The following is a 13,103-nucleotide window of genomic DNA, read 5'->3' as shown; positions in this document are numbered from 1 at the left end:
TCAAGTCGTGGACCGTTTAAAAAGGCCTTCGACAATAAATTCCGAATATCGATTCCCGGCGCCGGGCGAAGCCGGTCGCCTCGATTAATCAACGAATCCACTGGCCCGGCAGGACGCGGCGATGCCACATCCCCGCGGCGGCGTTCCACCCCCGATCCGGGATTCAGGCCGCCTCCGCGCCGGCCGGTGATGGAACGGTCTCACCGCGTTAACATTGCCGGCCGGGATTCACTTGACCTGCTTGCCCACCGCCGAAGGGAACAGGTCGCCGTCCTCACGGAGCACGTCGTCTGCCAGCTGGTCGTATTCGGCGACCCGCTCCCGGCCCGCCTCGCCGAGCTCCTCGACCACGGCCGCGATCAGGGCCTCGATCACCGCCAAGGCCGGGGTGAGGGAGTCGAAGGGTGAGGGTGAGGTCACCTGGGCGGGCAGCACGACGTCCGCGACGGCGGCGGCCGGGGAGAGCCAGGGGTCGGTGAAAAGGATGATCTTGGCGTTGCGTGCGCTCGCCTCGCGGGCGAAGGTGATGGTTTCCCGCTGGTAGCGGCGGTAGTCGAAGACGACGAGCACGTCGCGGCGGCCCGCGTCGAGCAGATAGGCGGCGTGGTCGGCGCTGGAGCCGGGGATGTGGGCTGTGCCGGGGCGCAGTTGGTGCAGGTGGGCGACGAGATATTGGGCGAGCATGCCGCTGAAGCGGCCCCCGGCGGCCGAGATGCGGCGGGTGGGGTCGGCGATGAGCGCGGCGGCCTTGAGGAGCTCCCCTTCGGGGAGTTGGTCGAAGGTCTGGGCGGTGGCGTTGAGGAGGACGGCGCGGGAGCGGGCGATGACGCCGCCGTCCAAGGCCGGGGCTTCGCCGTATTGCGCTATCGGGGAAGAGTAGCGCTGCTGGGTCTCGCGTTTGAGGGTCTGCTGGAGCTCCGGGTAGCCCTCGAAGCCGAGGCGGTAGGCGAGGCGGAGCACGGTGGCGGGGCTGGTCTGGGCGAGGCCGGCGACGGTGGCGAGGGGTTCGAGGCCGGCGGTGGGATATCCGGCGAGGAGGGCGCGGGCGACGCGCTGCTCGGCCTTGGGAAGTTTGGGAAGGATGTCGCGCAATTGGGCGGCGACGGTCCGCGGCTCGGGCGATGTCCCGGCCGCGTTCGCGGGGGAAGGCGCCCCGTCCGCCGGCGAAGGCACGGCGCCACTCGGCTCAGGCGTGGTGACCACGGTGCCTCCTTCGCGACCGCAGGCCGCGGCGGCGGCGTTTGCTCTCGCCCCGATCCTGCCATCTCACCGCAGGTCCGGAGACATGATCCACTGGGCGCGGACCCCATGGCCCGCGCCCGGACTTCGCGGTGTCAGGAGTCACCGGAGAGCCCGCACCAGTTGATCGCGGTCAGCGCATATGTCTTGGCCGCCTGGACAAGCTGGGCGATCTCCACATATTCATTCTCCGCATGAGCGGTGTAGCCGACGCCGGGGCCATACGCGAGACCGCCGATGCCCTTGCGGTCCATCCACGTGAGGTCGCACACGCCGAGGAAGCCGCTGCGCAGCGGCGCCTCTCCCCTGGTGGCGGTGGTGTGGGCGTCGAGCAGGTGCGCCTCAAGCGGCGCGCCCTCGGGAAGGGAATACGGCGGCCAGAGCAGTTTCCACTCGAACACCGGAGGGTGCTCCCGCAACCACGGGTCGCCCTGGCAGGCGATGCGCACGCGCTCCTCGATCTCCGCGATGACCTCCTCGTTGGAGCGCCCCGGGTGGTGGTAGACGCAATATTCGACCGTTAGCTCGTCGGCCAGGAAGAACGGCACGAAGATGCCCGAAGGATTGGCCCGCAGCACACCTGGCAGCAGGTTGAAATAGCCGGGCGGGAAAAGCGGATGCCGGTTGTGGCGTGCCCATTCGTCTTCGAGGCCGCGCAGCGCCTGATAGACGATCCAGAATTTGTCGACGGTGTTGACGCCGAGGCTGTCGCCTTCGAGGGTGGGGTGCACCGTCAGGCCGCGCAGGCCGGAGTGGGCGGTTTTGCCTTCGAGGCTGATGCTGAACCACAGCAGCCCGGGGGTGACGGGCACGGCGGCGGGCAGGGTGCCGGCGGCGCCGGTGGGTTCGCAGACGATGGCGGCGTCGGCGGTGTAGCCGGCTTCCAGCACGGCGGTGGTGCCCGCTTCGTGGTCGCCGACCTCCTCGCCGACGACGGCCTGGAGCACGAGGTCGCCGGCGAGGGTGACGCCGGCGCGGCGGAGGGCGAGCGCGCCGTAGGCGGCGGCGACGAGACCGCCTTTCATGTCGGTGGCACCGCGGCCGACCACGGCGGTGTCGGTGACGCGGGCCGCGAAGGGGTCGCTCTGCCACAGGTGCCGCTTGCCGGGCGGCACGACGTCGACGTGGCCGTTGAGCAGCAGCGACCGGCCGCCGCCCGCGCCGCGCACGATGCCGCAGGCGTTGTCGCGGCCCTTCTCGACCACCACGTGGGAGACGTCCGCGCCGGCTTCGCGGTAAAGGTCGGCCATGAGGGCGCTGGCATCGGCTTCTGCGCCGACGACCTTGTCGTATTCCTGACCGGGATATTTCGGGTTGATGCTCGGCACGGCGATGGCGTCCGTGAGGGAGGTGACGAGCCGGTCGGTGAGGCGGTCGACTTCGTCGAGGACGCGGGCGACGACATTGGGGTCCGTTGTCACGATGTCTCCCTTGCTGAGGTGGGGCGGCCCCACCGGTCGAGTGCCTGGCGGCTCAGGCCGGCCAGGCCCTTGGGGGCGATCCAGAGCACGACGAGGATGAGCGCGGCGATGACGATGTCGCGCCAGGCTCCGGCGTCCCTGAGGTAGTCGGACACGAGGGTGACGACGACGGCTCCGATGAGGGGGCCGTAGACGCTGCCGCTGCCACCGAGAAAGATCATGCTGAGAAGCAGGGTGAGGTAGCCGAAGCCGAAGATGTCGGTGCTGACGACTCCGTTGAGGAAGGCGTTGAAGCTGCCCGCGACACCCGCGACCGCCGCGCCGGCCATGAAGACGATCAGGTGCTGGCGCACGCGGGAGACGCCGCGGCTGACGGCGAGGGTCTCGTTGTCGCGGATTGCCAGCAGCGACTTGCCGAGGGTGGAGTTGACGATCAGCCGGACGAGCACGACGGTCGCGAACAGCAGCGCCGCGGCGAGGTAGTAATAGCCGATGCGCCCGTCGGCCCGCAGGCTGGTGTCGCCGAGGGTGAGCCGCGGGATACCGACGATGCCGTTGGAGCCGCCGGTGAGCCCGGCCTGGCCGAGCACGAGATAGATGCAGAGCTGGGAGAAGACATAGGTGGCCAGGCCCACGTAGATGCCGCGGAGGCGGAGCACGGGGAGGAAGGCCACCAGGGACGCCAGCACCGCCGAGACGCCGGAGATCGGTATGGCGAGCCAGGGCTCGACGCCGGTCTTGGTGACCAGGATGCCCGTGGTGTAGGCCCCGATGCCGAAGAAGCCGATCTGCGCGAAGTTGAAGATGCCGGCGAACCCCAAGGTGAGGTTCCAGCTCATCGCGAGCATGCCGTACATCGCCATCAGGATCAGCAGCAGCCTGGCCGCCGGATCGGTGAAGACCAGCGGCAGGACCACGAGGACGACGGCGAAGGCGGGCCAGGAGGCCCAGGTGAGCGCTCTCATGCGGCCCTCACCCGGCTGCGCAGCAGGCCCTCGGGCCGCACCAGCATGATCACGATCATCGCCAGGAAGACGAGCACCGGACTCCACGAGAGCCCGAAGTGATAGGTGGTGACGGCTTCGAGGAGGCCGATGGCATATGCCCCGGCGATGGTGCCGGGCAGGCTGCCCGCCCCGCCGAACGCCAGCACGACGAAGGCCCGCAGCAGCGGATCGGCGCCCATCGCGGGTGAGATGAACTGCATGCTGCCGAGCAGCGCCCCCGCCACCGTCGCGAGCCCCACCGCGATCATGACGACCGCCAGGTAGACGCGGCGCGGCGCGATGCCGAGCAGCTGCGCGTGGTCCCGGTTCTGCTCCAGGGCGCGTACGGCGAGGCCGACGCTTGACCGTTTGAGCACGTAGGCGAGCACTCCCACGAGCAGCGGCGCCAGGACGATGGTGACGAGCTGCGTGCCCTGCGCCACCGCGCCCGCGATCTCGATGCGGGCCGAGCCGAGCTGCGGCAGCTGCTTGATCTCGGGCCCCCAGATGAGCTGGGCGCCGCTTTGCAGCAGCATCGTGGCGGCGAGGGTGGCGACCATCACCGTCATGTCGCCGCCTGGCCGTTTGATGAACGGGCTGACCAGCAGGAACTCATATGCCGCGCCGATCAGCGCCATGGCGAGCACGGCGCCCAGGATGGAGACGACGAGCGGCAGCCCGGCCTGGTTGAGCAGGCTCCAGGTGAGGTAGGAGCCGAACATCAGCAGGGCGCCGTGGCCGAAGTTGAAGACGCGCAACGTCGACCAGATCAGTGTCAGTCCCGCCGCCATGAGCAGGTAGAGCCCGCCGAGGACGAGCGTGCTCATCAGGATCACGCTAATTCCGCTCATCGGCGGTGCCTCCAAGGAAGAGCGACATCATCTCGTCGCGGGTGCGGCTCGTGTCGGAGTCGCCGCTGTGCACCACATCGCCGTGGAGGACGACGTGGTAGCGGTCGGTCAGGTCGAGCACGAGGTCCATGTCGCCGTCGACCAGGATCATCGCTGGGACCTCGCCGCGCACCCGGACCAGGCACTCGCTCAGCTCGTGCTTGACCTTGGGCGAGAGGCCGAGGGTAGGTTCGTCGAGGATCAGCAGTTTCGGGCGGGCCATGAGGCCCATGCCGAGGCCGGCCATCTGGCGTTCGCCGCCGCTGAGTGTGCCGGTGAGCTGGCGGCGGCGTTCCTTGAGCCGGGGGAAGACGTCGAAGACCTGGGCGATGCCGTCGCGCCAGGTTTTGCCGTGCCCGCTCGCGGTGCCGGCCAGCCGCAGTGCCTCCTCCACGGACAACTGGGGGAACAGGCGTGATCCCTGCGGCACGTGCACGAGGCCCCGCCGTACCAGGTCGCCTGGGGTGTCGCCGCGGGCGTCGCGGCCGGCGAAGGCGATGGTGCCGGAGGTGGGGCGGTGCAGGCCGGACACGCACCGAAGCAGGGTGGTCTTGCCGTGGCCGTTGGGCCCGAGCAGGCCGAGGGACTCGGCCGGGCCGACGGTCAGCGAGATGCCGCGCAGCACGCCCGAGCGGCCGTAGCCGGCGACCACCTTGTCCACGGTGAGCAGGGCGTTCATCGGGCGGCTCCCGGTCCGAGGTAGGCCTCGACCACGCGGGGGTCGGCGAGCACGTCCTGCGGGCGGCCGGTCACGATGACGCGGCCGCTGTCGAGCACGGCCATGCGGGAGGCGAGGGCCGACAACACCGACAACACGTGCTCGATGATCACCATGGTGGTGCCGCCGGCGTGGATCGTGGTGAGCAGGCGGATGAGGGCCTCCTGGTCGGCGGGGTCGAGGCCGGCGGCGGGCTCGTCAAGCAGGAGTACGGCGGGCTCGCTGACCATGGCGCAGGCGATCATGAGCCGTTTGCGGTCGAGCAGGGAGAGGCCGGCGGCGGGGCGGTCAGGGTCGCAGCCGAGTTCGACCGCGGCCAGGGCCGCCTCGCAGCGGGCGTTGTTCCAGCGTGCGGGGCGGCCGGGGCTGCCGTAGGCGGAGCCGACGCGCAGGTTGTCCCGCACGGTCAGGGACTCGAAGACGGCCTCGGTCTGAAAGGTGCGTTTCAGTCCGGCTTTGGCGATCCAGCGTGGTGAGCGGCGCTGGATCTCGACGCCGTTGAATAGCACCCGGCCGGAGTCGGGGCGGATCGGCAGGCCGGTGAGGAGGTTGAACAGCGTGCTCTTGCCGGCGCCGTTGGGCCCGGCGAGGCCGAAGACCTCGCCGTGGCGCACGTCGATGGAGACGCCGTCGACCGCCTTGAGGCTGCCGAAGGACTTGCTGACCTCGTCGGTCGCGAGGATCACGGAGGACGTCATTTCATCCATGGGGGCAGCCGGAAGGTGCCGGACTTGTACTTGTCCGGAGCGATCAGCACCTTCTTCTGGTCCTGGAACTGGAAGGACTGGAGCGGCACGAAGTCGTCGCCCTGCTTGGCCAGGTGGGTGGCCTGGTCGAAGACGACGCGGCCGGTGGCCTGCTGGGTGTCGCTCTTGCCGATGTAGGCGCCGATGCCGGCGACGTCGTCGGGGTCGCCCACCTTGGCGAGTGCCTCGGCGTAGAGCTTGACCTCGGCGTAGGTCACCGCACCCTGCGGGTCGACGGCGTCGGTGCCGTAGGCGGCCTTCCAGTCCTGCTGCAGCTTCATCGCGGGCTCGTAGTTCTCGGCGGGCACGAGACCGGCGAGGTTGTTGAAGAGCACGCCGTCGGCCTGCTTCTTCATGAGCTCGAAGAACTGCGGCTGGTTGGGTCCGTATTGCAGGAAGACCAGGGACTTGGTGGGGTTCTGCAGGAACTGCTGCATGAAGCTGGCCTCGTTGGCCACCTGGTAGTCGGTGTTCACGATGAAGTCGGGGTCGGCGGAGCGGATCTTCGCCATGACCGTGCCCCAGTCGTTCACCGGGCCGAACGGCACCTTCTCCTGGCCGGCGATCTTCCAGCCCTTGGCCGTGAACTGCTTGACGAGCCCGTCGGCGATGCTCTCGCTGTAGGGGTTGTCGGAGCGCACGATGAAAGCGGTCTTGTTCCGCGGCTTCCAGAGGCCCTCGGCCGCCCATTTGTCGGCCAGGTCGACGGGCTCCGTGCCGTACGCGTCGTAGTTGGGGGTGATCGACCAGACGGTGGGGTATTTCGCGGGGTTCTTCTGGATGATGCCCTGGGTCTGGGCGGTGTTGCCGCCGATGAGGTAGAGCTTCTCGGCCGCCGCGAACTCGTCGATCTCGAAGTTGGAGGTCGAGGCGTAGCCCGTGACCACGGCCTTCACGTTCTCGTTGTCGGTGAGGGTCTGCACGCCCTTGGTGACCGCGTCGTTCGACTGGCCCTGCACGTCGACCGTGTTCAGCTTGAACGTGTGGCCCGCGACGCCGCCCGCATCGTTGATCTGCTTGATGGCCAGCTCGGCGCCCTGCTTCATGCCGAGCCCGTCGGAGGCGGATGGGCCGGTCAGCGGGGCGAGCAGGCCGATCTCCAGGACCTTGCCCCCGCCTTCCGCGCCCGCCGTGGAGGTGGTGGAGGAGGACGAGGAGCAGGCGCTCAAGGCCCCGACGGCGGCGAGGACAAGGGCGGTGAGGGTGCGTGCGGGTGGTCGCGTCCTTCCGGACGCCGACGGCGATGGGGCCATGGTGAAGATCTCTCTGCGTCGGGGGATGTCGATCCGGCGCGGCGGGGGGCACGCGCAGGCAACCGCGGGAGCTCACCACGGTCTGTCACTGGAACGATTGAAATGTACGTTGCAGATAAGCGCAAGGGCTAGACCTATTAAAGGTTTGTTGCTTACGCTAGCCGAGCGGCACGGCTGTGATCTCGGAAGACGCGTTCCGCCCCGCTTCCGACGGCACATCCCCGCCCTGCCGCACCGACCACTCCCCGTAGCGGCCCGTCGGCCGATCGGGTGCATGATATGTTTCGGCGCGACTCAGCAATGAGACACCTGAATCAGATGTTTCATCCTGAGCGGCACTGCATCCGGAAAGGACCCCGATGACGAGCGACACCGTCTTCGTCGCGACGTGCGACCTCGCGGCGCAGGTGCGCGGCCGGAGCGTCCCGGCGGCACGGCACGACCAGGTGCTGCGCACCGGCGTCGGATGGGTGCCCGCCAACCTCGCGATGACCGGCTTCGGCGCCATCGCCGACGGCCACGGCTTCGGCTCGGTGGGCGACCTGCGGCTGCTGCCCGACCCGGCGGCCTCCCTCGACATCCCCGCCGACGGCGACACGCCCGGCACCCGCGTCTACCTCGCCGGGCAGACCGGCCTCGACGGCACCCCGTGGCCCGGCTGCCCCCGCGCCTTCCTCATCGGCGCGCTCGAGGAGCTCCGCGCCGCCACCGGGCTCCACGTGCGCGCCTCGTTCGAGCACGAGTTTCTCCTCGGCGGTCAAAGTGGGCATCCCCCGTTCTCGTTTCAGCGGCTGCGTGCCGCCGAGCCCTTCGGCCGCGACCTCGTCGACGCGCTCACCGCCGCCGGGTTCGAGCCCGAGTGCTGGCTGCCGGAATACGGCCCGGGGCAGTTCGAGGTCACCCTGTGCCCCGCGCCCGCCCTGGTCGCCGCAGACCGCGCCATCCTGCTGCGCGAGCTTGTGCGCGACCTCGCCGCACGCCGCGGCCTGCCGGTGAGTTTCACGCCGATCGCCGACCCGGCGGGGGTTGGCAACGGCGTGCACGTGCACTTCTCGCTATACGACGCCGAGGGCGAGCCCGTGATGTACGACGCCGGCGCTCCCGGCCGCCTGTCCCCCCTCGCCGCGAAGTTCGCCGCCGGCATCCTGCGCCACGCGGGCGCCGTCGTCGCCCTCACCGCGCCCAGCCCGGTCTCCTACCTGCGGCTCACCCCGCACCGGTGGAGCGTCGGGGGCGCGTTCCTGGCGGACCGCAACCGCGAGGCGCTCCTGCGCATCGCGCCCACCGTGGGCATCGGCGGCGCCGACCCTGCGGGGCAGCTCCACCTCGAATACCGCGCGGCCGACGCGACGGCCAACCCGTGGCTGGTGCTCGGGGTGCTGGTCAAGGCCGGTCTCGCGGGCCTGGCCGCGGGCGAACCGGCCCACGTGTGGCCGGAAGCGGCCACGGAGGCCGACCTCGCCGGCGAACCCTCCATCCCGGGCAGCCTCACCGAGGCTCTCGACGCCCTCAAGGCCGACGACGTCGCGCGAAGCTGGTTCCCCGGCGAGCTGATCGACACGTTCACGGTGGTACGGCAGGCCGAGCTGGCCGCCGTCTCCGGCCTCACCGCGGCCGAGCTCTGCGAGAAGGTGGCCGGTGTCTACTGACGTGCTGGAAAGCACCATCGCCGGCCTCCCCCTGGTCGACCACCACGTGCACGGCGCCTGGACCGGCCCGCTCGGCCGCGTCGATTTCGAGACCCTGGTGACCGAGTCCGACCGGCCCATCCCGGAATTCATGACCCAGTTCGACTCGCAGATCGGCTTCGCCATCCGCCGCTGGTGCTCCCCCGTGCTCGGCCTTCCCGCGCACGCCTCCCCCGAGGACTACCTCGCCCGCCGCGCCGACCTCGGCCCGGCCGAGGTCAACCGGCGGCTGCTCGCGGCCTCCGGCACCGGCAGGTGGCTGATCGAGACCGGCTACCGCGGGGACGATGTGCTCGGCCCGGCCGGCATGGCGGAGGTCTCGGCGCGGCCCGCGCACGAGGTGGTGCGCATCGAGAAGGTCATGGAGGACGTCGCCGCCTCCGGTGTCTCGGCGGCCGGCTTTCCCGACCGGTTCCGGGAGGCTCTCGCCGTACAGAGCGCCGGGGCCATCGGGCTCAAGAGCATCGTGGCCTACAGGCACGGTTTCGCCTTCGACCCCGCGCCGCCTGCCGAGCGGGAGGTCGTCGAGGCGGCGGGCCGGTGGCTCGCCAGCGGGAGCACCCGCGTGGACGACCCCACGCTGCTCCGGTTCGGCCTGTGGGCGGGGGTCGAGCGTGGCCTGCCGCTGCAACTGCACACCGGGTACGGTGACCCGGACGTCGAGCTGCACCACTGTGACCCGCTGCTGCTGACCCGGTGGCTCAAGCTGGTCGAGCCGCACGGCGTCGACGTCATGCTGTTGCACTGCTATCCCTATCAGCGCAACGCCGGATATCTGGCGCAGGTGTTCCCGCACGTCTACTTCGACGTCGGACTCGGGATCAACTACACCGGGAGCCGGTCAGACGCGCTGATCGCCGAGTCGCTGGAGCTCGCGCCGTTCGCCAAGGTGCTTTTCTCGTCCGATGCGTGGGGGCCGGCCGAGCTGCACATGCTGGGGGCGCACCTGTTCCGGCGCGGGCTGGCCAGGGTGCTGCGGGGCTGGGTCGACGCCGGTGAGTGGACCGAGGCCGACGCGGTGCGTGTAGCCGTCGTGATCGGCGTGGAGAACGCGTCGCGCGTCTACCGGCTGGAGGGCGCGGCATGACCGCGACCGCCGCGTCCGTGGAGGGGGGAACGACCCTGCTGGCGTCCCTGCGTTCGGCTCTGGAGCGTGAGCTGCCCGCGGCGGTCGGGCTCCGGCACAGGCTGCACGCCGCGCCCGACCTGTCCGGTGCGGAGGGGCCCACACGTGACCTGCTCCTCGCCGAGCTCGCCGGCGTCGCCGGCACGGTCGACCCCGTCGGCGGCACCGGCGCGCTCGCTCGCGTCGGCGGCCCGGGCCCGGCCGTGGGCGTGCGGGGCGAACTCGACGCGCTCGCCGTCACCGAGGAGACCGGCGTGCCGTGGGCGTCGAACCGGCCAGGCCGCATGCACGCCTGCGGGCATGACGTGCATCTCGCGGCACTGGTCGCGCTGTGCCGTGCCGTACACGCGACCCCCGGGACCGTGCCGCTGGTCGCGATGTTGCAGCCGCGGGAGGAGACCTATCCGTCGGGGGCGCGTGACATCGCCGAGTCGCCGCTGCTGCGCGACCACGAGATCACCTCGATCGTCGGCGCCCACGTGCAGCCGACCCTGGCGCGGGGGCAGGTGGCCGCCACCCCCGGCACGGTCAACGCCGCCGCCGACGAGTTCCACCTGGTGGTGAGGGGGCGGGGTGGTCACGCCGCCTATCCGCATCTGACGAGCGACCCCGTGCTCGCGCTCGCCCATGTGGTGGTGGCGCTGCAACACGTGGTCAGCCGTGACGTCGACCCGACCAGCTCGGCGGTGCTCGGCGTGTCCACGCTGTCGGCGGGCAGCGCCCCCAACGTGGTGCCCGACGAGGCCCGCGCGAGCGGCACCCTGCGGTCGATGCGCCCCTCCATCCGCGACCAGGTGCACACCCGGCTCGGTGAGGTGGCCGATCTGGTCGCCCGCGCCCACAACTGCCGCGCCACGGTGGAGATCACCCGCGGCGAACCGGTCCTCGACAACGACCATGCACTCGCCACCCGTGCGGGCACGTTTCTTACGGCTTTGGGGTTGACGGTATCCCGGCCGCTGACGTCGTTCGGGGCGGACGACTTCTCCTATCTGGCGGAGGCTTTGCCGGGGTTGATGATGTTCGTCGGGGTGGACGGCGGCCCGCAGGCCAGGCTCCACAGCGGGCGTTTCCTGCCCGGCGACGAGGCGGTGCGGGACGTCGCCCTCGCGATGCTCGCGGGCTACGTGGCGGCGGCGGACCTGGGCTGACCAGGCTGCCGGTCGGGGCCTGGCGGCGTTCTCCAGCCGAGCTGGAGGAGTGGCTCGCCGCCGCCCGCGCGGGGCTCGTCCGGTTCGCACGCGCGGGGGGCTGCGGAGCGAGGTGGACGGCTGGGGGGTGGCGCGGGCGGCGGCGGAGCGGGGCGAGTGGTCCTGCGCTAGCTCACGCGGACGCTCTGCACGATGTGCGGGAGCTCGCGGGCCAGGGAACCACTCGCCTTCACAGTGACGATCACGCCGGGACGCGCCACCCAGCCGACCATGCGGCCCACACCGAGGGCTCCGCTGGTCTCCGTGACAGCCACCTTCTGCTTGCCGATCGTGATGTAGCCGGAGTTCTTGGTGAACTTGCCCGCGGTGACGGGAAGCCTCCTGAGGTCGGTCAGCTTCTTGCCACCTGGCCAGCAGATCACGCGCACCCACAGGTCCCGGTCGGTGTCGGCGTCGCGGCGGCTGTGGGTGTTCTTGTCGCCGCCCTTCCACGTGTAGCCGTAGGTCTTCACGCCCGCCGCCTTCGTCCATGAGGCCTTGCCGTGGGTGAAGCCCTTCGGCATGTAGCGGAGCGTGACACCCGGCACGGCTGCGGCCGCGCCCTTAGCCGGCTTGTCCAGCTTGGCCGCGGCGCCTCGGGGGAACGCCTTCGCCGAGCAGGCCGCGACGGCGGCCTCTGCCGACTCGGCCGTGCTGCCGGCGCCGGTCGCGGATGCCTGCGGGGCGACGACCAGCCCCAGCAGGAGGCCGGGAGCCACAAGCAGGGATTTGGCAGCCTTCACGGTGTTTCCTCCATGATCGATTATGAGCGGTGGTGGACATACGACGCCCGCTGCCCACCACCGGTAATCGTGAAGTGTGCACCATTAGACAGCATTTTTCAGCCCTATCGAGTGTTTCACAGAAAATCAGGAAATGTCCCATCCGGCGGGAATCTTAAGGCATGCTCAAATCGCTCTGCTCTTCTTATCAACCCCTTTCACGATATTGCAGGTGATGCACGATATCGGCGAGCGGGAAGGCTTATGGGAACCTCATCAGGCCCGTAACACCACAACGCCGCCCCCGTCCCCAGGACGGCGGCGGCGTCGGCTCCTGCGGCTACTTCGCCACGATCCCCTTGACGATGGCGGGCAGTTCACGCTCCAGCGCCGGACTCACCATCAACGTCACCACCCGCCCGGGACGGTCCAGCCACCCGACATACCGCCCCGGCCCGAGAGCACCGCCGCCCACCTTCGTCCACACCTTCCGCCCGCCGACGGTCACACCCCGCACCCCCTTCGCCAGCGGCCCGAGCGTGACCGGAAGCCTCTTGAGATGGCCCAACGTCGCGGCCTTGGACCAGCACACCACCCGCAACCACATCGCCCTGCGCAGCGGGTCGGCGTCGGGACGCCCGTCCGTCCAGGCGTAGCCGTACTCCTTGACCGCACCCTTACCCCCGGACGTCGGCATGCCGAGGCTGAAGCCCTTCGGCAGGTGGCCGACCCGGAAACCCTTGACCGCGTCGTGCCCCAGCGGCGGACGGTCCTCCTCGGACTGCGGCGCGACCTTCGGCGGCACGCAACGGGGGGCGGCGGGCTTGCCCGTGAGCCGGGAATCGGCGGTGGCGGATGCCGCCGGGGCGAGAAGCCCGAGGACCAGGGCAGGTGTCACGAGCAGCACCTTGGCAGCGTTCACGGTTGAATGCCTCCAGCATCTACGAATAACGGGCATAAAGGAAGGATTGGCGAGTGGGGAAATGCACTCAGTGCCCGCGCCCGTGAAGTCTGCCGGATGACTGGCCATTTTTCAGGCCCTTGCCGTAATAAAGAAATCCCCGCAGGTCACACCGCTGATCACACACAACTCATATTTACTATTTTTTACGGCAAAGCCACCT

12 protein-coding genes are annotated in these 13,103 nt (G+C 70.0%); 3 read left to right on the top strand and 9 right to left on the bottom strand.

Annotation, left to right across the window (positions count from 1 at the left end):
• Positions 1-228: 228 nt before the first annotated feature.
• From Ssi02_RS25340 to Ssi02_RS25310, 7 genes are all read right to left on the bottom strand, one after another.
• Entirely contained in the window at positions 229-1,203 is a 975-nt protein-coding gene (locus Ssi02_RS25340) for a MurR/RpiR family transcriptional regulator (protein WP_204029988.1), read from the bottom strand.
• Between the two features lie 131 nt (positions 1,204-1,334).
• The gene (locus Ssi02_RS25335) at positions 1,335-2,660 is read right to left on the bottom strand and encodes a M20/M25/M40 family metallo-hydrolase (RefSeq protein WP_204029986.1); all 1,326 of its coding nucleotides are present in this window, start codon (positions 2,658-2,660) and stop codon (positions 1,335-1,337) included.
• Complete coding sequence (locus Ssi02_RS25330; RefSeq protein ID WP_204029985.1) at positions 2,657-3,625, bottom strand: branched-chain amino acid ABC transporter permease; 969 nt, start codon at positions 3,623-3,625, stop codon at positions 2,657-2,659. The genes Ssi02_RS25335 and Ssi02_RS25330 overlap by 4 nt, the downstream gene beginning before the upstream one ends.
• Positions 3,622-4,497 (bottom strand): branched-chain amino acid ABC transporter permease, encoded by an 876-nt coding sequence (locus tag Ssi02_RS25325; protein WP_204029983.1) that lies wholly within the window; start codon positions 4,495-4,497, stop codon positions 3,622-3,624. The genes Ssi02_RS25330 and Ssi02_RS25325 overlap by 4 nt, the downstream gene beginning before the upstream one ends.
• A complete protein-coding gene (locus Ssi02_RS25320; protein ID WP_204029981.1) occupies positions 4,484-5,215 on the bottom strand; it encodes an ABC transporter ATP-binding protein in 732 nt (243 codons plus the stop codon). The genes Ssi02_RS25325 and Ssi02_RS25320 overlap by 14 nt, the downstream gene beginning before the upstream one ends.
• A complete protein-coding gene (locus tag Ssi02_RS25315; RefSeq protein ID WP_204029979.1) occupies positions 5,212-5,952 on the bottom strand; it encodes an ABC transporter ATP-binding protein in 741 nt (246 codons plus the stop codon). Before Ssi02_RS25315 ends, Ssi02_RS25320 begins: the two co-directional genes overlap by 4 nt.
• Entirely contained in the window at positions 5,949-7,253 is a 1,305-nt protein-coding gene (locus tag Ssi02_RS25310) for an ABC transporter substrate-binding protein (protein ID WP_204029977.1), read from the bottom strand. The genes Ssi02_RS25315 and Ssi02_RS25310 overlap by 4 nt, the downstream gene beginning before the upstream one ends.
• 359 nt (positions 7,254-7,612) lie before the next feature.
• Here Ssi02_RS25310 and Ssi02_RS25305 point away from each other — a divergent pair, with 359 nt between their 5' ends.
• The 3 genes from Ssi02_RS25305 to Ssi02_RS25295 are packed head-to-tail and all read left to right on the top strand — an operon-like array spanning position 7,613 to position 11,218.
• Entirely contained in the window at positions 7,613-8,902 is a 1,290-nt protein-coding gene (locus Ssi02_RS25305) for a glutamine synthetase family protein (RefSeq protein ID WP_204029975.1), read from the top strand.
• Positions 8,892-10,028: an amidohydrolase family protein gene (locus Ssi02_RS25300; RefSeq protein ID WP_204029972.1), complete on the top strand. Its 1,137-nt coding sequence runs from the start codon at positions 8,892-8,894 to the stop codon at positions 10,026-10,028. The genes Ssi02_RS25305 and Ssi02_RS25300 overlap by 11 nt, the downstream gene beginning before the upstream one ends.
• Entirely contained in the window at positions 10,025-11,218 is a 1,194-nt protein-coding gene (locus tag Ssi02_RS25295; protein WP_204029969.1) for a M20 metallopeptidase family protein, read from the top strand. The genes Ssi02_RS25300 and Ssi02_RS25295 overlap by 4 nt, the downstream gene beginning before the upstream one ends.
• Before the next feature lie 167 nt (positions 11,219-11,385).
• Here Ssi02_RS25295 and Ssi02_RS25290 read toward each other — a convergent pair whose 3' ends face one another.
• Positions 11,386-12,000: a hypothetical protein gene (locus Ssi02_RS25290; protein WP_204029964.1), complete on the bottom strand. Its 615-nt coding sequence runs from the start codon at positions 11,998-12,000 to the stop codon at positions 11,386-11,388.
• A gap of 319 nt (positions 12,001-12,319) precedes the next feature.
• Positions 12,320-12,901, bottom strand: a complete 582-nt coding sequence (locus Ssi02_RS25285; RefSeq protein WP_204029962.1) for a hypothetical protein — start codon at positions 12,899-12,901, stop codon at positions 12,320-12,322.
• Positions 12,902-13,103: the final 202 nt, after the last annotated feature.

The sequence above is a fragment of the Sinosporangium siamense genome (genome assembly GCF_016863435.1).
Classification (GTDB): domain Bacteria; phylum Actinomycetota; class Actinomycetes; order Streptosporangiales; family Streptosporangiaceae; genus Sinosporangium; species Sinosporangium siamense.
This window is presented reverse-complemented; position numbering and strand designations above follow the sequence as displayed.